19 protein-coding genes are annotated in these 22686 nt (G+C 73.2%); 8 read left to right on the forward strand and 11 right to left on the reverse strand.

Annotated elements, in window-relative coordinates:
* The 3 genes from ACIQ6R_RS23600 to ACIQ6R_RS23610 all read right to left on the reverse strand — a co-directional run.
* Positions 1–944: polyketide synthase dehydratase domain-containing protein (locus tag ACIQ6R_RS23600; protein ID WP_404223171.1), on the reverse strand; the 944-nt coding region annotated here is incomplete at its 3' end.
* Positions 941–1639, reverse strand: a complete 699-nt coding sequence (locus ACIQ6R_RS23605; protein ID WP_404223172.1) for a 4'-phosphopantetheinyl transferase — start codon at positions 1637–1639, stop codon at positions 941–943. The genes ACIQ6R_RS23605 and ACIQ6R_RS23600, both read right to left, overlap by 4 nt.
* A gap of 640 nt (positions 1640–2279) precedes the next feature.
* A complete protein-coding gene (locus ACIQ6R_RS23610) occupies positions 2280–2726 on the reverse strand; it encodes a hypothetical protein (protein ID WP_404171321.1) in 447 nt (148 codons plus the stop codon).
* Between the two features lie 218 nt (positions 2727–2944).
* On the opposite strand from ACIQ6R_RS23610, the gene ACIQ6R_RS23615 reads away from it, so the two are divergent.
* From ACIQ6R_RS23615 to narI, 6 genes are all read left to right on the forward strand, one after another.
* Positions 2945–3808 carry a helix-turn-helix domain-containing protein gene (locus ACIQ6R_RS23615; protein ID WP_404223173.1) on the forward strand — a complete coding sequence of 288 codons (864 nt, stop codon included), beginning with the start codon at positions 2945–2947 and terminating at the stop codon, positions 3806–3808.
* Positions 3809–3949: 141 nt separating this feature from the next.
* On the forward strand, positions 3950–4765 hold the full coding sequence (locus tag ACIQ6R_RS23620; RefSeq protein WP_404171327.1) for an SAM-dependent methyltransferase: 816 nt from the start codon (positions 3950–3952) through the stop codon (positions 4763–4765).
* 105 nt (positions 4766–4870) lie between these two features.
* Positions 4871–8566, forward strand: a complete 3696-nt coding sequence (locus ACIQ6R_RS23625) for a nitrate reductase subunit alpha (RefSeq protein WP_404223175.1) — start codon at positions 4871–4873, stop codon at positions 8564–8566.
* Complete coding sequence (gene narH, locus ACIQ6R_RS23630) at positions 8566–10161, forward strand: nitrate reductase subunit beta (protein ID WP_404171333.1); 1596 nt, start codon at positions 8566–8568, stop codon at positions 10159–10161. Before ACIQ6R_RS23625 ends, narH begins: the two co-directional genes overlap by 1 nt.
* A 4-nt stretch (positions 10162–10165) precedes the next feature.
* Entirely contained in the window at positions 10166–10660 is a 495-nt protein-coding gene (narJ, locus tag ACIQ6R_RS23635; RefSeq protein WP_404171336.1) for a nitrate reductase molybdenum cofactor assembly chaperone, read from the forward strand.
* Positions 10657–11379 carry a respiratory nitrate reductase subunit gamma gene (gene narI, locus ACIQ6R_RS23640; RefSeq protein ID WP_404223176.1) on the forward strand — a complete coding sequence of 241 codons (723 nt, stop codon included), beginning with the start codon at positions 10657–10659 and terminating at the stop codon, positions 11377–11379. Before narJ ends, narI begins: the two co-directional genes overlap by 4 nt.
* Before the next feature lie 11 nt (positions 11380–11390).
* Here narI and ACIQ6R_RS23645 read toward each other — a convergent pair whose 3' ends face one another.
* The 4 genes from ACIQ6R_RS23645 to ACIQ6R_RS23660 form a co-directional block, all read right to left on the reverse strand.
* Positions 11391–11816, reverse strand: a complete 426-nt coding sequence (locus ACIQ6R_RS23645; protein ID WP_043377849.1) for an OsmC family protein — start codon at positions 11814–11816, stop codon at positions 11391–11393.
* A gap of 286 nt (positions 11817–12102) precedes the next feature.
* The gene (locus tag ACIQ6R_RS23650) at positions 12103–13509 is read right to left on the reverse strand and encodes an amino acid permease (RefSeq protein ID WP_404223177.1); all 1407 of its coding nucleotides are present in this window, start codon (positions 13507–13509) and stop codon (positions 12103–12105) included.
* Between the two features lie 84 nt (positions 13510–13593).
* The gene (locus ACIQ6R_RS23655; protein ID WP_404223178.1) at positions 13594–15738 is read right to left on the reverse strand and encodes a phage holin family protein; all 2145 of its coding nucleotides are present in this window, start codon (positions 15736–15738) and stop codon (positions 13594–13596) included.
* A gap of 107 nt (positions 15739–15845) precedes the next feature.
* Positions 15846–16247: a hypothetical protein gene (locus ACIQ6R_RS23660; protein ID WP_404223179.1), complete on the reverse strand. Its 402-nt coding sequence runs from the start codon at positions 16245–16247 to the stop codon at positions 15846–15848.
* Between the two features lie 83 nt (positions 16248–16330).
* Here ACIQ6R_RS23660 and ACIQ6R_RS23665 point away from each other — a divergent pair, with 83 nt between their 5' ends.
* Both ACIQ6R_RS23665 and ACIQ6R_RS23670 read left to right on the forward strand, forming a co-directional pair.
* On the forward strand, positions 16331–17104 hold the full coding sequence (locus ACIQ6R_RS23665) for an MBL fold metallo-hydrolase (protein ID WP_404171352.1): 774 nt from the start codon (positions 16331–16333) through the stop codon (positions 17102–17104).
* A complete protein-coding gene (locus ACIQ6R_RS23670) occupies positions 17101–17727 on the forward strand; it encodes a DedA family protein (protein WP_404223180.1) in 627 nt (208 codons plus the stop codon). The genes ACIQ6R_RS23665 and ACIQ6R_RS23670 overlap by 4 nt, the downstream gene beginning before the upstream one ends.
* Before the next feature lie 209 nt (positions 17728–17936).
* Here the strand turns inward: ACIQ6R_RS23670 and ACIQ6R_RS23675 are convergent, their stop codons facing one another.
* The 4 genes from ACIQ6R_RS23675 to ACIQ6R_RS23690 form a co-directional block, all read right to left on the reverse strand.
* Positions 17937–19040: an MBL fold metallo-hydrolase gene (locus tag ACIQ6R_RS23675; RefSeq protein WP_404223181.1), complete on the reverse strand. Its 1104-nt coding sequence runs from the start codon at positions 19038–19040 to the stop codon at positions 17937–17939.
* A complete protein-coding gene (locus ACIQ6R_RS23680) occupies positions 19037–20281 on the reverse strand; it encodes an aminotransferase class I/II-fold pyridoxal phosphate-dependent enzyme (RefSeq protein WP_404223184.1) in 1245 nt (414 codons plus the stop codon). Before ACIQ6R_RS23680 ends, ACIQ6R_RS23675 begins: the two co-directional genes overlap by 4 nt.
* Before the next feature lie 337 nt (positions 20282–20618).
* A complete protein-coding gene (locus ACIQ6R_RS23685) occupies positions 20619–21497 on the reverse strand; it encodes a hypothetical protein (protein ID WP_404223186.1) in 879 nt (292 codons plus the stop codon).
* Between the two features lie 363 nt (positions 21498–21860).
* On the reverse strand, positions 21861–22655 hold the full coding sequence (locus tag ACIQ6R_RS23690; protein WP_404171366.1) for an RNA polymerase sigma factor SigF: 795 nt from the start codon (positions 22653–22655) through the stop codon (positions 21861–21863).
* Positions 22656–22686 lie beyond the last annotated feature (31 nt).

Genomic DNA, 22686 nt, shown 5'->3' on the forward strand with positions numbered 1-22686 from the left:
ACCAGCTCCCGCAGCACAGCGGAAACAGACCCGGAACCCACCACCGGCGCCGCGGCCACGGACACGGCGGGCACCCCGCCCTGCGCGACGGGAGCGTCGCCGCGGACGTCGAGCGCGCCGGCCGCCCTGATGCGCTTGGCGACGAACTGCCCGACCTCGGCGACCTTCTGACCGGACTCGTCGTAGAACTCCACGACCAGGCGGATGAGTTCGTCGTCGCGGCGGACGGAGTCGGCGGGCACCCGGACGTAGCAGCGCCCGCCGAGCGGCCCGGCCGCGCGGAACCGGTCGAACATCAGCGGGAGGTAGAGGCCGGGGCCGTCGTTGTCCCCGTGCAGCATGCCCAGGGCGACACCGCCGCCGAGGAGCCCGGCTTCGAAGAGGGCGGGGTGGAAGAGGAACGCTCCGGTGGAGGAGCGGTGTTCGGGCGCGAGCTCCAGCTCGGCGATCCAGTCGCCGGGACGGTGGTGGACCGCGCCGCCGATCTTCATCAGGCCCGAGTGGAGGAGGTCGTACTCCCGGCACCAGGTGTAGATCTCGTCCATGGTGGTGCGTCGGCTCGCCCCCTGTACGGGCAGCGGGAGCCGCTCCGTGAAGGCGACGGGGCCGCGGTGGTGCGCGGTGACGACGGCGTGCAGGACGTCGGAGGCGTCCTGGGCGCGGCGGCTGCGTACCTCGACGCGCCATCCCCCGCCGGCCGCGGGACGCCCCTCGACAGTGGTCCGGACGGCCTCACCGGGCCCGGCGACGAGCGGCGCGAGGATGGTCAGGTTGCGCAACTCGACCTCGGGCATGGGGTGCCCGTGCCGGGCGAGCACCTGGAGCACCAGGTCCACGTAGCCGACACCGGGCAGCAGGCTGCGGCCGTACACGACGTGCCCGCGCAGCAGCGGGTTGTCGGCGGTGACGGTGAAGGACTCGGTGAACGTGGGGGATGTGGTCATCGGTTTTCCGTCCCAAGAAGGGCGCGCGAGGGTGCCCGAGTGTGCGTGGCGCGAACCGGGGATCCGCTTACGGACAGAGGGAGAGCGATGGCTGTCAGGATGAGCCCGTCACGGTGCAGCCAGCGCCCCGTGAGCCGGGGAACCGGAGCGCCGGCCGCCTGGGGTGGAGGCACCAGGAACCGCGCGGCGAAGAAGCCGCCGGAATCGATGTCGATCCGGGCCCCGTCGAACCCCAGCATCCGCTGGGCGAGGGGGAACCAGACCTTGTAGACCGCCTCCTTGCAGCTGAACAGCAGTCGGTCCCACGGCACCGCGTCGCTCTGCGCGCCGAGCCGTTCCACGAGGTCTCGTTCGAGCGGCAGGGCGACCAGGTCGAGCAGGCCTTCGGGGAGCGGGGCGCTCTCCTCGGCGTCGATGCCCACGGAGTGCAGCCGGCTGGCCCGCGCCACCGCGGCCGCGCGATATCCGGAGCAGTGCGTCATGCTGCCGACCACTCCGGTCGGCCATTGTGGGGCTCTGTGCCGCCCGGGCGGCAGCGGAACCGGAGGAATGCCCAGTTCTCCGAGTGCGGTGCGAGCGCACCGTCGTACCGTCGTGAATTCCCGTCGGCGCCTCGGCACGGCGTCCGCGACGGCCGCGCGTTCCTCGGCGAAAAGACGAATGTCCGCGTCGTCGTCGAATGCCTCCGCGGACATCACGTCGACAGGAAGTATCTCCTCGATCACTGCTCCCCCGAGCCCCGTTACCCTGCCGCTTGTCAGGTGGTCAGCGACAAGCGCAATCGAGTCAGGAGAACCCCTCTTCCGCGGCCGGCCCTGCGGAAAGATTCTTCGAGATCTTTGCTCAAGCACTCATAGTCGTGCTCAATACGGCCGAGTATGTGCGAGCGCACGCCTCTTCCCCCCGTGTCGATTGCGTTTGCGGTTGTGCGATGGGCTCACGCAGGTGGCGCCAGAGTCGGGTGGACGCTGTGCGGTCGCATACAACACCTCACCCGAGAAAAACATGAGCCATTGTGGCGTCCCCGATAAGACGTGCTCAGGACTGCCACCTTGGATTGTCAGTGCCAAGAATCAGTAAACAGCGGATGACAATCACGGAGATGCCGCTCTCCGGTCCATACGCCCTGAGGCTTCCCCATCTCGTTCCCCCATTCGGATCGAGAGCTTAGGATGACTGATCACGACCGTCAACCGCCTCCTGGAAATCGCGCAGCTCGGTTCTTCAGCCCGGGCCCGGCGCCCAACAGCCAATCCCCGCCCGGGGAATGAGGGGGATCGGCTGCCACGCTGTCATCGGGCCTGACCTGCCGGGACCCTTGTCCGCCCGGCCGCGTCAGCGATCGGATCCGCTCTTCGCGATGTCTCCGCGCGAACGCCCGTTCAGCGCCGCGTACTGCAGCAGCGCGAACCCGGCGACGGTGAGCGCCTGGAGCACCGTCCACACCGCGCCCGCCGTGGTGGGCGTCAGCCACAGACCGAGGGCGACGAAGCTGACCGCCGCCCAGGCGAGGTTGGCGTCCACGACGGCCCGCACCCCGAGGGCCGGGGGCCGGGTACGCGCGGCCAGCAGGGCCACGCACCCGGCGTACACCGCGAGGAACGCGCCGAGGCCGAGCAACAGCCCCGAACCGGCGCCGAGGAAGCGGCCCAGCGGCGCGGAGAACGCCAGGTAGGCGAACGCGTTGGCCCCGGTCACCACCGCGTCGAGGGCGAGGAAGCGGCGCAGCATCAGCTGCGGTTCGGCGGTGCGGGCGAGAGCGGCCGGCTGGTTCGTGGTCATGACGAGTCACCCTCCGTCGGGTCGGGTCAGGGCTGCGTGGAGCCGGGTGCCGGTCCGGAGTGCGCCGGACCGGAACCCGGTGACTCCACGATCCCGTTCCGGCCGTGCCCGGTCGATTACCCGGCGGGTAATGACGTTGATCCACGACCGCCCCTGTGAGACCGGCAGCGGAACATGGCAGACTGCGGTGAGACTTGGGCGCGTTGGGGAGGCGTGGCGTGAGTGAGCGGCGGGCCGCACCCACCGTGGGCCAGGTGGTCCTGGGCAGACGGCTGCAGGAACTGCGGGAGACGGCGGGCTTCAAGCGCGAGGAGGCCGCCAAGGTACTCCGGGTGGCCCCGGCGACCGTGCGGCGCATGGAAACGGCCGAGGTCGCGCTGAAGATTCCGTATGTCCAGATCCTGCTGACGGCGTACGGGGTGCCCGCGGACGAGGTGTCGGCGTTCGTCTCGCTGGCCGAGGAGGCGAACCAGCCGGGCTGGTGGCAGCGGTACCACGACGTGCTGCCGGACTGGTTCAGCATGTACGTGAGCCTGGAGGGCGCGGCACGGATCGTCCGCTCCTACGAGCCGCACTTCATACCGGGGCTGCTGCAGACCGAGGACTACGCGCGCGCGGTCCTGGAGGCCGGGACGATCGGCAGCGCGGGCCGGGACGCCGTCGAGCGGCACGTGTCCCTGCGCATGGAGCGGCAGCGGCTGCTGGAGGGCGCGGACCCGCCCCACGTGTGGGTGGTCATGGACGAGACGGTGCTGCGGCGCCCGGTGAGCATCGACGGCCGGGTGATGCGCGACCAGCTGGACAAGCTGCTGGAGTTCTCGGCCCGGGACCGGGTGACGTTGCAGGTCGCCGAGTTCGAGGACGGGCCGCACCCCGGTACGTACGCGCCGTTCACGCTCTTCCGGTTCGCGGAGCCGGAACTGCCCGACATGGTCTTCACCGAGTATCTGACCGGTGCGCTGTACCTGGACTCCCGCGCGGAGGTCTCCGCACACCTGGAGGTCCTGGACCACATGACGGCACGTGCCGCCTCGACCCCGCGCACCGAGAAGGTCCTGCGCGAGTACCGGGAGTACTTCTGATCCGGCGCCCCGGACACACCGGGCCCGACCCGCCGGGCCCGACCCGCCGGGCCCGGCGGGTCGGGCCCCGGCAGCAGGTACCGGACAGCTGACACCCCACAGCAGGCACCAGCCCGCCAGGCCCAGAGGAGACGACACCGCATGACCGGACCCGACGCCACCCCCGCTCCCGTCGACACCAGCCGGCCGCATCCGGCGCGCGTCTACGACTGGTGGCTGGGCGGGAAGGACAACTACCCGGTGGACGAGGAGCTGGCCCGCGGGATCCTCGCGGCGGACGGCACGGCGGTGCGCGGGGCGCGCGCCAACCGCCGGTTCATGCACCGGGCCGTCCGCACGCTCGCCGAGGCCGGGATCCGCCAGTTCCTGGACATCGGCACCGGCATCCCCACCGAGCCGAACCTGCACCAGGTGGCCCAGGCGGTGGCGCCCGAGGCGCGGGTCGTCTACGCCGACAACGACCCGATCGTCCTGCGGCACGCCGAGGCGCTGCTGCACGGCTCGGCGGAGGGGTCCACCGAGTACGTCCACGCCGACGTGCGCGATCCGGACCGGATCCTGCGGCTGGCGGGCGAGTCCCTGGACCTCGGCCGGCCGGTCGCCCTGTCGCTGGTGGCCCTGACGCACTACCTCGGCGACGCGGTCGACGGCGACGACGTGCACGGCCTGCTGAAGCGGTACGTCGAGGCCCTCGCGCCCGGCAGCTACCTGGTCCTGTCTCAGGTCACGCCCGACCTGAACCCCGAGGCGGTGGGCAAGGCCGCCGGCCTGTTCACCCGCAGCGGCACGCCGTTCCACCCGCGCTCACTGACCGAGTTCGCGCGCTTCTTCGACGGCCTGGAGCTGCTGGGCCCCGGCATCATCCCCGTCACCGGGTGGCGGCCGGACCCGGAGGACGTGGCGGCCCAGGCGGAGGGCATCGTGCCGGTGTACGCGGGGGTGGCGCGCAAGGCCTGACGGGCATCCGAGCCGTCGCCTCCTGACCCGTACGGGCCCCGCGAACGGGTGCGCTCCCGCGCCCGCCCCTAGGTTCGAAGACCCAGGGCGATCGAGGGAGCGCACGTGACCGACACGCGGACACCGCCCACCGAGCCGGGTGCCGCGCTGCTGCGTGCGGGACGGTTCTTCCGGCCCGGCACCGCGGCGCCCGACCTGCACAGCATCGGGCTGGTCGGCGGCCGGGAGGCGGACGCCTTCTACCGGGACCGCTGGAGCCACGACAAGGTCGTGACCTCCACGCACGGCGTGAACTGCACGGGCTCGTGCCGCTGGAACGTGTTCGTCAAGGACGGCATCATCACCTGGGAGACCCAGGCGACGGACTATCCGTCGGTCGGCCCGGACCGCCCCGAGTACGAGCCGCGCGGCTGCCCCCGGGGCGCCGCCTTCTCCTGGTACACGTACTCGCCGACCCGCGTGCGCTACCCGTACGTGCGCGGCGTGCTCCTCGAGATGTACCGGGAGGCGAAGGCGCGGCTGTCGGATCCGGTGCTGGCCTGGGCCGACATCCAGGGCGACCCGGAACGCCGACGCCGCTACCAGCGGGCGCGGGGCAAGGGCGGCCTGGTCCGGGCGACCTGGGACGAGGCGGTCGAGATGGTCGCCGCGGCCCACGTCCACACCATCCGCACCCAGGGCCCCGACCGCATCGCGGGCTTCTCCCCCATCCCCGCGATGTCGATGGTGTCGCACGCGGCGGGCGCCCGCTTCCACTCCCTCATCGGCGCCCCGATGCTGTCGTTCTACGACTGGTACGCCGACCTGCCCGTGGCGTCCCCGCAGGTCTTCGGCGACCAGACGGACGTGCCGGAGTCGGGCGACTGGTGGGACGCCGCGTACCTGATCATGTGGGGCTCCAACGTCCCGGTGACCCGCACGCCGGACGCGCACTGGATGGCGGAGGCCCGCTACCGGGGCCAGAAGGTCGTGGTCGTCTCCCCCGACTACGCCGACAACACCAAGTTCGCCGACCAGTGGCTGCACCCGCACCCGGGCACGGACGGCGCGCTGGCCCTGGCGATGGGGCACGTGGTGCTCAAGGAGTTCTTCGTCGACCGCGTCACCCCCTTCTTCGACGACTATGTGCGGCGCTTCACCGACCTGCCGTTCCTGGTGACCCTGGCCGAGCGGGACGGGGCCTACGTCCCGGCGAAGTTCCTGCGCGCGGCCGACCTGGGCCAGGAGGGCCAGGACGCCCGCTGGAAGACGGTCGTGCTGGACGAGGCGTCGGGCCGCGCGATCGTCCCCAACGGCTCGCTGGGCTTCCGCTGGAACGAGGCGGACCAGGGGAAGTGGAACCTCGACCTGGGCGACGTGCAGCCCCGGTTGAGCCTGCACGGCCACCGGATGGCGTCCGGCGTCGAGGTGCTGCTCCCCCGCTTCGACACCGAGGGCGGCGCACACGCGCAGGCCCGCGGGGAGGTCGTGACGCGGGGCGTGCCCGCGACGCGGCTGGGCGGGGCGACCGGGCCGCTGGTGACCACGGTGTTCGACCTGCTGCTGGCGCAGTACGGCGTGGCGCGGCCCGGGGTGCCGGGCGACTGGCCGGAGTCGTACGAGGACGCGGACGCGTCCGGCACCCCTGCCTGGCAGGAGACGCACACCTCGGTACCGGCGGCGGCCTGTGTGCGCATCGCCCGGGAGTTCGCGCGGACCGCGGAGCGCTCCAAGGGCCGCTGCATGATCCTGATGGGCGCCGGCACCAACCACTGGTTCCACTCCGAGACGATCTACCGCGCCTTCCTCGCCCTGCTCCAGCTGACCGGCTGCCAGGGCCGCAACGGCGGCGGCTGGGCGCACTACGTGGGCCAGGAGAAGTGCCGCCCGGTGACCGGCTGGGCGTCGCTGGCCGCCGCCTCGGACTGGTCGCGCCCGCCGCGCCAGATGATCGGCACCGCGTACTGGTACCTGAACACCGACCAGTGGCGCTACGACCGGTTCGGCGCCGACGTGCTGGCCTCGCCGCTGGGCGAAGGTCGGCTGGCGGGGATGACGGGCGCCGACTGCCTCGCGCTGTCGGCGCGCACGGGCTGGATGCCGTCGTACCCGACCTTCGACCGCAGCCCACTGGAGCTGGGCGAGACGGTCGGCGACCCGGTGGCGAACGCGGTGGCCGAACTGCGGGCGGGGACACTGAAGTTCGCCTGCGAGGATCCGGACGCGCCGGAGAACTGGCCGCGGATCCTGACCCTGTGGCGGGCCAATCTGCTCGGCTCGTCGGCGAAGGGCGCCGAGTACTTCACCAAGCACCTGCTGGGCACGCACTCCTCGCTGCGCGCCGAGGAGGCCGTGCCGCGGGAGCGCCCGCGGGACGTGGTGTGGCACGACGAGGCGCCCGAGGGGAAGCTCGACCTGCTGCTGTCGCTGGACTTCCGGCACACCTCGTCCACGCTGCTCTCCGACGTGGTGCTGCCCGCCGCGACCTGGTACGAGAAGCACGACCTGTCCAGCACGGACATGCACCCCTACGTACACGCCTTCTCCCCGGCCGTCGACCCGCCGTGGCAGACGCGGACCGACTTCGACACCTTCAAGGTGCTGGCGGAGAAGCTGAGCGAGCTGGCCGTCGGCCATCTCGGCGTGCGCAAGGACCTGGTGGCGGCCCCGCTCCAGCACGACACCCCGGGCGAGATCGCCCAGCCGGGAGGGGTCGTACGGGACTGGCGGCGCGGGGAGTGCGCGCCGGAGCCGGGGAAGACCCTGCCGAACCTCTCCGTGGTGGAGCGCGACTACACGGCGATCGGGGCGAAGTTCGCGGCCCTGGGCCCGCTGGTGGAGGCCGAGGGCCTGCCCGCCAAGGGCATCACCCTGAAGCCGGACGAGGAGGTGGAGCGGCTGCGGCACATGAACGGCGCGGTGCGCGGCGGCCCGGCCGACGGGCGTCCGGCGGTGGACACGGCCGTGAAGGCGGCCAACACCATCCTGGCCCTGTCCGGCACGACGAACGGGCGCCTGGCCGTCCAGGGCTTCCACACACTGGAGGCGAAGACGGGGCAGCGGATGGCCCACCTGGCCGCCGAGCACGAGGGCAAGCGGATCACGTACGCGGACACCCAGGCGGCGCCCGTGCCGGTGATCACCTCGCCGGAGTGGTCGGGCAGCGAGGCCGGCGGACGCCGCTACACGGCGTTCACGCTCAACACCGAGCACCTCAAGCCCTGGCACACCCTCACCGGCCGCCAGCACTTCTTCCTCGACCACGACTGGATGCACGAACTGGGCGAGGCACTGCCGGTGTACCGGCCGCCGCTGGACATGAGCCGGCTGTTCGGCGAACCGCGGCTCGGCCCCGACGGGCACCGGGAGGTGACGGTCCGCTACCTCACCCCGCACAACAAGTGGTCCATCCACTCCGAGTACCAGGACAACCTGTTCATGCTGGCGCTGTCGAGGGGCGGCCAGACCATCTGGATGTCCACGCGGGACGCGGAGGCGATCGGGGTCGCCGACGACGACTGGATCGAGGCGGTCAACCGCAACGGCGTGGTCGTGGCCCGCGCGATCGTCTCGCACCGCATGCCGCCCGGCACGGTGTACATGCACCACGCGCAGGAACGCACGGTCAACGTGCCGCTCGCGGAGACGACCGGCAAGCGCGGTGGCATCCACAACTCGCTCACCCGCCTGATCCTCAAACCGACCCATCTCATCGGCGGCTACGCCCAGTTGTCCTGGGCGTTCAACTATCTGGGCCCGACCGGGAACCAGCGCGACGAGGTGACGGTCATCCGGCGCCGCTCTCAGGAGGTCGAGTACTGATGCGCCCGATGGCCCAGGTCGCCATGGTCATGAATCTCGACAAGTGCATCGGCTGCCACACCTGCTCGGTCACCTGCAAGCAGGCGTGGACCAACCGGCGGGGCATGGAGTACGTCTGGTTCAACAACGTCGAGACCCGCCCCGGCCAGGGCTACCCCCGCCGCTACGAGGACCAGGAGAAGTGGCGGGGCGGCTGGGAACTGAACCGGCGGGGCGCGCTGAAGCTCAAGGCGGGCGGCCGGTTCAAGAAGCTCGCGGGGATCTTCTCCAACCCGAGGCTCCCGGAGATCAAGGACTACTACGAGCCCTGGACGTACGACTACAAGAACCTCACCGACGCCCCGCTCGGCAGCGACTACCCCGTCGCCCGGCCCGTCTCGCAGCTCGACGGCAAGCCGATGAAGATCGGCTGGTCCTCGAACTGGGACGACGACCTGGGCGGCGCCCCCGCCTACGGCGACCTGGACCCGATGGTGGAGCGCACGCGCCGCCAGGCCGCGGAGAAGGTGCGGTTCGCGTACGAAGAGACCTTCATGTTCTACCTGCCGCGCATCTGCGAGCACTGTCTCAACCCGTCGTGCGTGGCCTCGTGCCCGTCCGGGGCGATGTACAAGCGCGCGGAGGACGGCATCGTCCTGGTCGACCAGGACCGCTGCCGGGGCTGGCGGATGTGCGTGACGGGATGCCCGTACAAGAAGGTGTACTTCAACCACCGCACCGGCAAGGCCGAGAAGTGCACCTTCTGCTATCCGCGCATCGAGGTGGGCCAGCCGACGGTCTGCTCGGAGACCTGCGTGGGACGGCTCAGGTATCTGGGGGTGGTGCTGTACGACGCCGACAAGGTGACCGAGGCGGCCTCCACGCCGGACGAGAAGGACCTGTACGAGGCCCAGTTGGGCGTCTTCCTGGACCCCGAGGACCCCGCGGTGCGGCGGGCGGCCGAGGAGGCGGGCATCCCGTTGGACTGGATCGAGGCGGCGCGACGCTCCCCCGTACACGCGCTGGTGAGCAGGTACCGCGTCGCACTGCCCCTGCACCCGGAGTACCGCACCCTGCCGATGGTCTGGTACATCCCGCCGCTCTCGCCGGTGGTGGACGCGCTGACGGAGACCGGGCACGACGGCGAGGACGCGGGCAACCTCTTCGGCGCGATCGACACGCTGCGCATTCCGCTGGAGTACCTGGCGGAGCTGTTCACGGCGGGGGACGTGGCGCCGGTGAGGGCCTCGCTGGAGAAGCTGGCGGCGATGCGCGCCCACATGCGGGCGATCAACCTCGGCGAGGACCCCGACCCGGCCGTCTGCACGGGCGTCGGCATGCGTGCCCAGGAGATCGAGGACATGTACCGGCTGCTGGCGATCGCCAAGTACGAGGAACGGTACGTGATCCCGACGGCGGCCGTCGGGGACGCGCACCGGCTGGAGGCGTCGGCCCTGCCGGACACGTGCAGCCTGGACACCGAAGGCGGCCCCGGCATGGGCGGCGACGGGCCGTTCGGCCAGGACTCGGGGCGCAAGAGGCTGCCGCTGGTGCCGGTGGAGAACTTCCACGTCCTGCGCCGGCGGCAGACCACGGACGACGAGAGGGAGGTCTGATCCGATGCCCGGGTTCGAGGTGCTGTACCAGGCGGCGGCGCTCTGTCTGACGTATCCCGACGACGACTTCCGCGCCCGGCTGCCCCTGCTGCGCGAGGCCGCGCCGCAACTGCGCGGCTTCACCGACCACGCGGCCGTGACACCGCAGGGCGAGCTGCAGGCGCACTACGTGGAGGTCTTCGACTTCAAGAACCGGCACAGCCTCTACCTGAGCTGGTGGACGGACGGCGACACCCGCAACCGCGGGATGTCGCTGGTCCGTTTCAAGGAGCTGTACCGCGCGCACGGCCTGGAGTTCACCGACGAGGAACTCCCCGACTTCCTGCCGGCCGTGCTGGAGTTCGCCTCCCGCACCGGGGACATCGGCATGCTCACCGAGCACCGCGACGCCCTGGACCAGCTCCGGTCCCGGCTGACCGCCTTCGGCACGCCCTACGCGTGCGTCCTGGACGCCGTGTGCGCCACTCTGCCGCCCGCACCCACCGGAGCCCGCCCGTGACCGTCTTCCTCTGGGGCGTGCTGCCCTACGCCGCGTTCGTCCTGCTGGTCGCCGGTCTGATCTGGCGGCACCGCTACGACCGCTTCGGCTGGACGACGCGGTCCTCGCAGGTCTACGAGTCCAAGTTGCTGAACATCGCCTCGCCCGTGTTCCACTACGGCATCCTGTTCGTCCTGGTCGGCCATCTCGTCGGGCTGTTCGTCCCCGAGTCGTGGACGGACGCGGTGGGCGTGAGCGAGCACGCGTACCACCTGCTGTCGCTGTACGGCGGCACGGCGGCCGGGGTGCTGGCGGTGGCCGGCATCCTGATCCTGATCTACCGGCGGCGCACCAACGCGCCCGTGTTCCGGGCGACGACCGCCAACGACAAGGTCATGTACGTGTTCCTGCTCGGCGCGATCGTGCTGGGCATGGTGGCCAAGCTCGCGCACTCCTCCGGCACCGGCTACGACTACCGGCACACCATCGCGCCCTGGTCGCGCGGCCTGTTCACCCTCCAGCCGAAGACGGAGCTGATGGTGGGGGTGCCGGTGCTGTACCAGGTGCACGCGGTGATCGGGATGGCGCTGATCGCCCTGGTGCCGTACACCCGGCTGGTGCACATGTTCAGCGCGCCGGTGCAGTACCTGGTCCGGCCGTACGTGGTGTACCGGTCGCGCGACCCCAGACAGCTGGGGCCGCGCCCGGACCGGCGGGGCTGGGAGCGCGCGGGCTCCTGAGGCCTTTCCGGCTAGGCCAGCTTCGCCGTGAGGGTGATGGTCGTGCCGGTCAGGGCCTGGCTGACCGGGCAGTTCTTCTTGGCGTCCTCGGCGGCGGCGACGAACGCGTCGTTGTCGAGACCGGGGACGGTGCCCTCCACGGTGAGGTGGATGCCCTTGATGCCCTCACCCGGCTGGAAGGTGACGTCGGCGGAGGTGGTGAGCTTGGTGGGCGGGGTGCCGGCGCCGGCCAGGCCGTGCGACAGCGCCATGGAGAAGCAGCTGGAGTGGGCGGCGGCGATCAGCTCTTCCGGGCTGGTCTTGCCGTTCGCCTGCTCGGCGCGCGACGGCCACGACACCGGCTGCTCGCCGATGCCGGACGAGTCGAAGGTGACGACACCGTTGCCCTCGAGCAGGTTGCCTTCCCAGACGGTGTGTGCGGAGCGCGTGGTTGCCACGGCGGGTCCTCTCGAATTCGCTTGCTGTACTGGGGCGGTGGAAGCCCGTGTCCGGGTTCCCGCCCCCATCCGATCACACTCCGGCTCAGCTCACGCGGAACACCGGCCCCCCGGGCGGTGAACGACTGCCGCGGCCCACCACCGGCCGCACGGTGGCGAGGCCGAGCAGCGGTTCCGGGAGGCGGGCGGGAGGGCCGGTGACGGCTGCCCGCACGCAGGGGCTCCTTGGGCGGGGCCCGGGAGGGGACCCGCACCAGTGTGGGCGCGGCGCCCGCGCGCAGCCGGTTCAAGGGGCGGTGGGTGCCTCCGCGCGCCGCCTGCGGGCCGCCATCACCGCGTAGACCAGTACACCCGCGAACAGGAACAGCACTCCCTGGTACACCGCCGCGTAGCCGGCGCCGGCGACCAGCCAGAGGGAGAACCCGGCCGCGACCGCCGCGATCACGCCGTCCCGCACCAGCCGCACCCGGTCGACCTTCGCGCCCTGCCCGGAGACCAGGTGGAAGATCTGCGCGGCGGTGGCCAGCAGGTACGGCACGGTCGCGGTGAAGGTGGTGACGAGCACCAGCACCTCGAAGACCTTCGCCAAGCCGGACGTGTAGTTGTAGACGGTGAGGAGGGAGGCGAGGACCACGGTGACGCCGACGCCGACCGTGGGCACGCCCCGCCGCCTGCGCGCGAACGCGGCCGGGAAGAGGCCGTCCTTCGCGGCGGCGTACGGGGTCTGGGCGCTGAGCAGCGTCCACCCGTTGAGGCAGCCGGTCATCGACACCAGGGCGGCCAGCGCGACGGCCCAGCCGCCCCAGGCGCCGCCGAACATGGCGTTCACGGCGTCGGAGAAGGGCGCGGTGGAGGTCACCAGCCGGTCGTGGGAGACGGTGCCGAAGACGGACAGGGTGCCCAGCAGGTAGACGAGGGCGGCGCCCGCGGTGCCGATCACGGTGGCCCGGCCGACCGTGCGCCGCGGGTCCTTCACCTCGCCCGCGCTGACGGCGGCGGACTCCACGCCGAGATAGGAGAAGAGCAGGATCGCGGCGGCGGCGGAGACCGCGCCGACGCCGCTGCCGCCGCTCGCGTTGAACGGGCCGAGGTTGTCCGGGTCGAAGAAGAACAGCCCGCCGACCGCGACGAGCAGCAGCGGCGCGAACTTCAGCACGGTGGAGACGAGCTGCACGGCGCCGACGTAGCGGGTGCCCGCGAAGTTGGCGAGGGCCGGCAGCCACTGGATGACGAGCGCGGCCAGGCAGGCGGTCCAGCGGTGGTCGTTCACCGGGATCAGGACGTCGAGGTAGCCGACGGCGGCGACGGCGAGCGCCGCGTTGGACACCCAGGTGGTGATCCAGTACGCCCAGGCGGCGAGGAAGCCGGCGAAGTCGCCGAAGGCCTCGCGTGCGTAGACGTAGGGGCCGCCGGTGCGCGGGTCGCGGGCGGCGAGGCGGCCGAAGACCAGGGCGAGCGCGATGGCGCCGACGGTCAGGACACCGAAGGCCAGCAGGCTGATGGTGCCGAAGGGGGCGACGGAGGCCGGGAGCAGGAAGATGCCGCCGCCGATGATGTTGCCCATGACGAGGGCGGTGGCGACGGGGAGCCCGAAGCGGCGGGCGTGCCTGCCGTTGCCGGGAGCGGGAGCGGGGGCCGCGGGGGTCTCCTGCGACGCCGGAGCCGGTGGGGGGACGGTCCCGGTGACGTGCATGGGGTGGTGCGCCTCTCGTGGAACTGGTGCCCGGGATCGCCGGGGCGGCGCCCATGGTCGGGCACGGTCCGACGCGGCTCCAAATCAGGCGCTTTTGTCCTGCGCGACCCCGTCCGGGACCGGAAAAGGTGCGCCGTCGACGGCCCTGGACCGGGGATCCTCCACGGGCACCTGCGGACCGTTCGACTCGCGCAGCCAGCGGCGCAGGATCCGGTGCACGTGCTCCGCGCCGACGATCTCCGCCCCCTCGGCGACCGGCGCGGACAGGACGACCGGCGACAGCAGGAAGGCACGCGACTGGGCGCCGCCCAGTCCGCCGTGGGAGCCGATCTGCTCCTCGAAGGCGAGGACCTCTCCGTCGTCCGGGTCGTGGAAGGAGTTGACCATGATGTCGGCGGTGTGCGGGAAGGAGTGCGTGCGGCGGACGGCGTCGGCGGCGCCGGGTCCGAAGGGCGCGAGCGGGCCGGGCTCCTCGTCGAGCCGGTCCAGCGGGATCTCCGCACCGCGCGCGCCGAGCACGAGACCCTCGTGCTTGTCGTCGTCGACCAGCAGGAAGCCGATGCCGGGATGGTTGGCGAGGGTCGCCAGCAGGGCGGGGTGGCGGGCGTCGATCTCCTCCCGCGTCATCCGGTGCCGCACGTCCGGGAAGGAGACCAGGCCCAGGTTGCCGGAGGCCAGCACGATCGGCTCCGAGCGGCGGCCGGTGGGGGTGTCGGCGGGGCGCTGCTGCTCGGCGCCCTCCTCGACCGGCCGGTGCAGGGCGGCCCGTACGGTGTTGCGCGCCTCGGCGCCGCTGCGGGTGCGCTGCGCACGGCGCGGCACGGGCAGTCCGCAGCCGGCCCGCACCAGGTCGCCGAGGGTAAGGCCGTAGCGGGCGCGGAAGGTCTCGCCGGGGCTCTGGCCGTGGTCGGACAGGACGACGATCCGGTACTTGCGGGGCGCGTGCTCGGCGACCTTCTCGATCAGCGCGAGGGACCGGTCGAGCCGCTGGAGGACCTTCGCGGCGTCCCGGCTGCCCGGCCCGGAGTGGTGCGCCACCTCGTCGTACGCCACCAGGTCGGCGTAGACGGCGGTGCGTCCGGCGAGCATGTCGCCCATCACCGCGGCGACGACGACGTCCCGTTCGACGACGGTCGCGAAGGCGCGGACGAAGGGGTAGAGGCCGCCGCGGGAGACGTGCGGGCGGACCTTGTGCACGCGCGCGCGGGTGGACTGGCCGATCTCGCGGCCCACCTCGGCGACGAAGGACAGCGCGGTGCGGACGGCGTTGGCCGGGTCGGAGAAGTAGGCGAAGTAGCCGGACCTGGACCGTGTCTCCCGGCTGCGGCGGCGGGTGGCGATGGAGAGCACGAGGGCCTGTTCGTCGGCGCCGCCGCCGAAGAGGTTGCCGCGGCTGGCGCCGTCGAAGCTGAGCAGCCCGCCGTCGCCGGTGTGCTTGACGGCGCGGTGCTGGAGTTGGGCGGCGCTGGTCGGGCGATTGCAGACCACGACCTCGCCGCTGTCCTTCTCGAACCAGCGGAAGGCGGGGACATCGTGGTTGGAGCCGTGCAGGATGCCGAGCTGGCTGGCACCGGTCTGGCTGGACCAGTCGGTGCGCCACAGGGCGAGCCGGTGGGACGCGGAGGTGCCGTCGCGGCCCAGCCAGCGCGCGACGGTGGGCATGGCGCCGCTGCCGACGGCGTCCAGCAGGACGTCGTGGCCGACGCCGTCCAGTTGCAGGAAGAGGGTGCCGGGACCGGACGGGCAGGGCGGGCCGGATCTGCGGCGGCGGTCGGCGAGCCGGTAGAGCCGGCGCCGGTAGGCGTCGTCGTCGCGCACGGCCAGGGCACCGCCGGTGGCGGAGGCGACGGCGGACATGACGGCGGCCACCACGACCGCCGTCTCCGGGGCGACGCCGCCGCGCCCCGCGGGGTTCACGTCGATCGCGAGGAGCAGCAGCCCGCCGTTGAGGAAGAAGACCAGCAGCCCGAGGACGAGCGCCGGCACCAGGAGCAGCAGCCGGACCATCAGCGGCCACACCAGGGCGGACAGCAGACCGAAGGCGCCGGCGCCGACCGCCGCGGTCATGGCGATGTCGGTCGCGCTGTCGCCGTCGGGCGACTGGAGCCGGAAGTCCGGCAGGATCCCGGCGAGCACGAGCATGGTGAGGGTGGACACGGCCCACACCGCGACACTCCGCCCGATCTGACTGGCGACCCGGCGCCAACGCGCTCCACCCACGCTCCGCACACCTCACGTCCCGGCCCGTCGTCGGCACGGGCCTGCCCCACCCTGTCACAACGGTCCGGAGCACCCGTTTGTCCCCCCCGGGTCCGGTTCACACCCCGCGGCCGGGGTCAGCGGCCGTCGTATCCCGCCGTCGGCATCGACAGTCTGCGGTGGACGCACGCCTTCATGCGGGCGTCGTAGGACGGTTCGGCGTGGCCGACCGTCTCGATCCGGACGCCGCGCCGCGCGCACTCGGCGGTGAACTCCTCCACCGACGACAGCGCCCTCTCGAGCACCCGGCGGCTGGGCGCCACGAACAGGTCGTGCCCGGGGCGGACGCCGTCCCACAGGGCGTCGTGGTCGGGTCGCAGGCCGCGTACCAGCAGTTCCCTGGCGACGACGTACCCGTTTTCCGCGGCCCAGCGGGCGCACATGGCGTGCTGGCTGCGGGAGTCGACCAGGAAGGGATCGTCGTCCAACTGCTCCAAGGGCGTCAGACTCGCGATCGCCGTCACCCGCACCAGCCCCATGGGGTCCCCCTCACCTCCCGTTTTCGCCGCCGACCCTACTCCTGGACGTAGGCTTCGGGGAGTCGCGCGAAGGAGGCAAAGAGGTGCCGGTGGAGCTCACGTGGTGGGGTCACGCCACCTGCACGGTCGAGGACTCGGACATCCGTGTGCTGACCGACCCTCTGTTCGTCCGCAGGCTCGCCCATCTGCGCCGCAGGCGGGGCGCGGTGCCGCCGCCGGACGCCTGGCGCGCGGACGTGGCGCTGGTCTCGCACCTGCACGCCGACCACCTGCACGTGCCGTCGCTCGCGCGGCTCGCGCCGGGCACGCGCCTGCTCGTGCCCCGGGGCGCACCACGGGCGGTGCCGGGGCTGCGCCGGCTCGGGCACCTGGAGGTGAGCGAGGTGGCCCCCGGCGACGAGGCGACGGTCGGGGACCTGCGGATACGGGCGGTGCCGGCACGGCACGACGGGCGGCGACTGCCGGTCGGACGGCACCGCTCCCCCGCGCTCGGCTATGTCGTCGAGGGTGAGGCCCGGACGTACTTCGCCGGGGACACCGGTCTGTTCGACGGCATGGAGAAGGAGGTCGGGCCGGTCGACGCGGCACTGCTGCCGGTGGGCGGCTGGGGACCGTACCTGGGCGCTGAGCACCTGGACGCGGGACGGGCGGCCGAGGCGCTGGCCCGACTGGCGCCGCGCGCGGCGGTGCCGGTGCACTACGGCACGTACTGGCCGATCGGGATGGACGCCGTGCGCCCCCACGAGTTCCACACGCCGGGTGACGAGTTCGTGCGCCTGTCGGCGTCGCGCGCGCCGGGGGTGGCGGTGCACCGGCTGGGGCATGGCGAGAGCGTGCGGGTGGAGGTCTCGCGGTGAGCTGGCTGGGCGCCACCGTGACGAGTATCCCGACCGCGCCGGCCCAGCAGGCGTTCGGTTATCCCTCGCTGTTCCTGCTGGTGCTGATCGGGGCGCTGGTGCCGGTGTTGCCGACGGGCGCGCTGGTGAGTTCGGCGGCCGTGGTCGCGATGCACCAGACGTTGCCGTTCTCGATGCTGCTGGTGTTCGCGACGGCGTCGCTGGCCGCGTTCTGCGGGGACCTGACGCTGTACTGGCTGGGGCGGCGGGGGGTCGGCTCGAAGAACGGCTCGCGCTGGCTGGAGGCGATCCGGTCCCGGGCGCCCGAGGACCGGCTCCAGCAGGCCCAGGACAGGCTCGCCGAGCACGATGTCGCGGTGCTCGTGCTGTCCCGGCTGGTCCCGGCTGGGCGGATACCGGTGATGCTGGCCTGCCTGCTGGCCGAGTGGCCGCTGCGCCGGTTCGCCCGGGGCAACTTCCCGGCCTGCCTGGCCTGGGCGGTGACGTACCAGCTGATCGGCGTCCTGAGCGGCGCCCTGTTCAGCAAGCCGTGGGAGGGCGTGGCCGCGGCGATCGCGCTGACGGTACTGGTCAGCGGGGCGCCGAGCGTGTGGCGGCGGATGCGGGGGCCGGCGAAGGCGTGACCCTGCCGGGCGGTCGGGGGCACGCGGGAGGCGGCGGTGCGGGTGCGGCACGAGGGCGCCGGGGACGGACGCGCGGCGGGCCGGCACCGCCCCCGGCGTTCGGCCGCTGCCTCGCGTTCGGCTCCTGGCCGCGCGGGCGGCGACGCACGCGTCGTGCGCGATCCACCGGCCCGCCGCCGGGTACCGGGGCGCCGGGTGGGCGGCCTTGGTCACTCCAGTACGCGGGAGCCGCCGACCGGGAGGTCCCACAGGTGCTCCCGGGGCAGGCCCGCCCGCTGCCAGGCGGCGCGTACGCGGGTGAGCGGTTCCAGCACGGGTTCCGCGGAGAGGACGAACGTGCCCCAGTGCATCGGCGCCATCCGGCGGGCGCCCACGTCCTGGGCGGCCCGCACCGCCTCCTCCGGATCGCAGTGCACGTCGCTCAGCCACCAGCGGGGGTCGTAGGCCCCGATGGGGAGCAGGGCGAGGTCGATGCCGGGGTAGCGGCGGCCGATGCGGGCGAACCAGTGGCCGTACCCGGTGTCACCGGCGAAGTACACGCGCCGGCCGTCGGAGTCGGTGAGGACCCACCCGCCCCACAGGGTGCGGCAGGTGTCGGTGAGGGTGCGCTTGGACCAGTGGTGGGCCGGTACGAAGTCGAAGCGGACGCCGGCCAGTTTCGCGGCCTCCCACCAGTCCAGCTCGGTGACGCGCGTGAAGCGGCGGCGGTGGAACCAGCGGCCGAGCCCGGCCGGGGCGAAGACGGGGGTGTCGCGCGGGAGCCTGCGCAGGGTGGGGGCGTCCAGGTGGTCGTAGTGGTTGTGGCTGATGACGACCGCGTCGACGTGGGGCAGGGCGCTCCAGGGGACGCCGACGGGGGTGACACGGGCCGGGGTGCCGAGGATGCGGCGGGACCAGACCGGGTCGGTGAGGACGGTGAGCCCGCCGATGCGCACCACCCAGCTGGCGTGTCCCGCCCAGGTGACGGCGACGGTGCGCGCGTCCACGCGGGGCAGCGGGCCGGGGGCGTAGGGCAGCCGGGGGATGTCGGCGAGCCCCTCGGGGCCGGGTCTCACCGCGCCCTCGCGGGCGAATCTGGCGAAGCCCTTCAGGCCGGGGAGCGGCGCGGTGAGCCGGTCGTGGAAGGTCCGCGGCCACACCCGGTGTTCGGCCATCGGCCGGGGTTCGGCGAGCGGCGGGTACGAGGGGGCCGAGGAGGACGAGGAGGACGAGGAGGACGAGGACGGTGGCGCGTCGGTGTCCTCGGTGGACGTGGACGTGGACGTGGACGTGGACGTGGGCGTGCGCGTGGTCGACCGGGGCTGCTGCGTCATCGAGGAGGCTCCCATCGCTGAGCGTCGCGGAGATCGTCGAAGACCGACTTCAGCCCGATCAACGCGCGTTGCACGTGTGGCAGTTCCAACGGGTCGGGGGACGTGAGGCATTCCGCACGCTGCTCGTCGGTGCCGCCGTCGAGCAGCGGACCGGTGGCGAGCCGCACGCGCAGAGCGGCGAGGTCGTCGCCGAAGCGGTGACCGCCGGGGGCGGGCATGCCGAGCCGGGCGGTGAGGAAGTCCTCCAGTTCCTGGGCGTCGCCGACGCCCTGGGCGCCGAGCGCGTCGCGCAGCGGACCGAGGTCGGCGTAGAGGTGGCGGCCGGCCTGCGGGGGCCGGGCGGTGGCACCCGCGGCGACGACGACGGCGTGCACGGCTGCGGCCACGCGCGCGTGCAGGCGTACGGCGGCCGACCGGCGGGCGGTGACCGGCTCGGGTTCGGCGAGCGCGTACCCGGCCGCGGCGGCGACGGGCGCGGCGACGTTGGCGCCGAGCGCGGTGAGCACGTCGAGCACGCGCGCGTGCAGGCCGTCGCCGGCGGCGGACGCGGGGAACCGGGCGACGGCGGCCGGCCAGCCCGGCGGCAGCAGCGCGCCGGCCAGGTCGGTGACGACGGTGACCCGTTCGGGCAGCATCTCGGCGGGGCTGAGCAGCACGGTGGCGTGCGGGTCGTGCAGTGTGTCCCGCCAGGTCTCGTCACTGACCAGGTGCAGTCCCTCGCCGGTGGCGGCCTCGACGGTCTCGTGCAGCAGTTCGGGCGGCGCGACGGTTCCGGTGGGGTCGTCGGCGACGGACAGCACGAGCAGGCGGGGGTCGCCGCCCTCGGCGCGGACCCGGCGGACGGTTTCCAGGAGGGCGTACGGGTCGGGGACGCCGCCGGACTCGGCCGGGGTCGGCACGTGGAAGACGGGTCTGCCCAGCAGCCGCGCGTACGGCGCCCACCAGGCGGCGCAGGGGCGCGGCACCAGGACGTCGCCGCCGAGCGCGGCGGTCAGCGCGAGCAGCAGGGCGTTGGCTCCGGGGGCGGCGGCCACGTGGCCGGGCTCGGTGGGCAGGCCGCGCCGGTCCCAGTAGCCGCAGGCGGCGTTCAGGAGGGGCGGGGCGCCGCCGGCCGGTTCGTCGTGGCCGCGGCCCGCGGCGGCGGCGAGTACGGCGGACAGCTCGGGCAGCACGGGCAGTCCGTCGTCGGGAAGGTGTGGACCGTACCGGACGGGACCGTGCCCCACGGACTCGTGCCCCACGGACGCGTGCCCTCCCGGGCCGCGCCCCACCGGCTCGTGCCCTCCCGGGCCACGCCCGACCGGCTCGTGCCCTCCCAGGCCACGCCCTCCGGAACCATGCCCTTCGGAGCCACGCCCTCCGGAATCCTGCCCTCCGGTGTCATGGCCTGCGGAATCCTGCCCTCCGATGTCATGGCCTGCGGAGTCCGTCCGCCGCATGCGTGCCTCCGCGCGGTCCATGGTGCCGTGTCCTGTCGCCGTCCGGCCCGGTGCTCTTCTTCTCGGTCGTTGCTCCAAGTACCCACCGTGCCGCCCGACCATGGCTGCGGCCCCGGTCGCGGTCCGGCGGCGGTGCGGGTCAGCGGGGCTCGGCGTCCCCGCGCAGGCGGAGCCGCAGCCGATGCGCCGCCGCGCCGAACGCGCCCGCGATCAGGATGCCACCGGCGACCAGGGCGGGCGTCGAGTCGGTGAAGGACCCGCCCGCGCCGGCCCGCACCCCGTGCTCCACGGTCGCGCCGCCACAGGACTTGCCCTGTGCGACGGGCTCGGGGCAGGGCGGCTTCGTCGTGCAGGACGTGCCCCGCGCGGCGGTCTCGCCGTGCGGGGCGGTCGTTTCCGGGCACACCGGCTTGGTGCCCCCGCACTGCTCCCCGTGCTGGGTGGAGTGTGTGGGCTCGGGGCACGGCGGTGCGACGGCTCCGCCCCCCTCCCCCGGCACGGTCATCGCCTCCGGCCCGACAGCGTCCTCCGGCCCGACAGCGTCCTCCGGCTCGATCGCCTCCTCCGGCCCGGTCATCGCCGCGCTCCAGGGGTCGCCCTCGCCGCCGGACTTCTCGGGACAGGCGCCGTCGGCGGTCCACACGTCCGCCGAGCCCTCCGCCGCCGGGTCGCTCTCGAGGTCCTCGACGGCGGCTATGCGCGCGGTCCCCCGGTAGGCGGGTCCGGACGTCCCTCCGCCGTCGCCCGCCACCTTGCGCGGCGCGACGGTGTCCTCGTCGAAGGCCGGTGCGGCGGCGTCGAGGGTGGCCGGCGCGGACCCGCCGGTCGAGGCGCAGGAAACGGAGACGGAGACGGTACCGCCCGGGGTGACTCCGGCCGCGGTGCCCTCCACGGCGGGCTCACCGGCGCCGGCGAGCGGCTGGGGTACGCCGGGTTCGGCCGAGGCGGGCCCCGCCAGGACGCCGAGGGCGGCACTGGCCAGGACGGCGGCGGACAGGGCGCGGGCGGTGCGGCGCATGGGGTGGGCTCCTTCGAGCGACGGCTGCGGGGGCACGGCACTCGCGCCCCCTCGGCCATCACAGCCCGCCCACCGCGGGACCGCGCGCCACCGTGCGCCGTTCGCGGGAACGGGACCGCCGAGCGGGTGAGGTCAAGGTTTCGGCCCACCCGCGGCCGCTACGGACCTCGGTGACGCGGCCCCCGGCGGCCCCGTCGGCGCCTTGACGTCCGACGCCCGCGGGGGCGCGGGGTCCGGCCGCGCGGTCCTCGCGCGGCCGGGTCCTCGCGCGTCCGGCCGCCCGATTCCCCGCGCCCCGCGCCCCGCGCCCTTCGGGAATGCACCACCACGCCGTGGGAGAAGTGCGGGGAGCCGGCCGCCGGCTCAGGCCGCCGGGTCCTTGAGTACCTGTTCCCGCACCCGGTCGCAGCACCGGCTGATCAGGCGGGAGACGTGCATCTGGGAGATGCCGAGCTGTTCGGCGATGCGGCTCTGGGTCATGTCGTCGAAGAAGCGCATGTAGAGGATGGCGCGTTCCCGCTCGGGCAGGGCGGCGAGGCGGTCCTTGACGGCCTCGCGGTCCACGACGGTGTCGAGGGCCGGGTCGGAGGCGCCGAGGGCGTCACTGAGTGAGTAGCCGTCCTCGCTGCCCGGCAGCTCCGCGTCCAGGGACAGGGCCGTGAAGCTCTCCAGGGCCTCCAGGCCGACCCGGACGTCCTCCTCGCTCAGGTCGGCGTGTTCGGCGATCTCCGCGACGGTGGGCCTGCGCCCGGAGATGGTCTGGGACAGGTCCTGGCCGGCGAAGCGCACGCGGTTGCGCAGGTCCTGGACCCGGCGCGGCACGTGCAGGGTCCACATGTGGTCGCGGAAGTGGCGCTTGATCTCGCCGGTGATCGTCGGCACGGCGTAGCTCTCGAAGGCGTTGCCGCGCTCGGGATCGTACCGGTCGACGGCCTTGACCAGGCCGAGGGCCGCGACCTGGCGCAGATCCTCGTAGCTCTCGCCGCGGCTGCGGAACCGTCCCGCGAGTCGTTCGGCCATGGGGAGCCAGGCCTCGACGATCCGGTCGCGGACCGCGTCGCGTTCCGGGCCGTCGGGAAGGGTGGTGAGTCGGCGGAAGGCGTCGGCGGTGTCGGGGGCGTCGTCGTGCGGGTGCTTCACGCTGGCGTGGATCGGCATGGTGCGTCGCAACTCCTCGGAGCGCGGGGCC

It is taken from the genome of Streptomyces sp. NPDC096048, assembly GCF_044763415.1.
GTDB lineage: Bacteria > Actinomycetota > Actinomycetes > Streptomycetales > Streptomycetaceae > Streptomyces.

What these genes read in the sequence shown, in the direction of transcription:
- narJ (WP_404171336.1), top strand. Translation starts at nt 10,166, where the DNA reads ATGCCCGGGTTCGAGGTGCTGTACCAGGCGGCGGCGCTCTGTCTGACG.
- ACIQ6R_RS23685 (WP_404223186.1), bottom strand. Translation starts at nt 21,497, where the DNA reads ATGCGCCGCACCGCCCGCGCCCTGTCCGCCGCCGTCCTGGCCAGTGCC.
- ACIQ6R_RS23650 (WP_404223177.1), bottom strand. Translation starts at nt 13,509, where the DNA reads ATGCACGTCACCGGGACCGTCCCCCCACCGGCTCCGGCGTCGCAGGAG.
- ACIQ6R_RS23660 (WP_404223179.1), bottom strand. Translation starts at nt 16,247, where the DNA reads ATGGGGCTGGTGCGGGTGACGGCGATCGCGAGTCTGACGCCCTTGGAG.
- ACIQ6R_RS23610 (WP_404171321.1), bottom strand. Translation starts at nt 2,726, where the DNA reads ATGACCACGAACCAGCCGGCCGCTCTCGCCCGCACCGCCGAACCGCAG.
- ACIQ6R_RS23690 (WP_404171366.1), bottom strand. Translation starts at nt 22,655, where the DNA reads ATGCCGATCCACGCCAGCGTGAAGCACCCGCACGACGACGCCCCCGAC.
- ACIQ6R_RS23605 (WP_404223172.1), bottom strand. Translation starts at nt 1,639, where the DNA reads ATGTCCGCGGAGGCATTCGACGACGACGCGGACATTCGTCTTTTCGCC.
- narH (WP_404171333.1), top strand. Translation starts at nt 8,566, where the DNA reads ATGCGCCCGATGGCCCAGGTCGCCATGGTCATGAATCTCGACAAGTGC.
- ACIQ6R_RS23675 (WP_404223181.1), bottom strand. Translation starts at nt 19,040, where the DNA reads ATGACGCAGCAGCCCCGGTCGACCACGCGCACGCCCACGTCCACGTCC.
- ACIQ6R_RS23620 (WP_404171327.1), top strand. Translation starts at nt 3,950, where the DNA reads ATGACCGGACCCGACGCCACCCCCGCTCCCGTCGACACCAGCCGGCCG.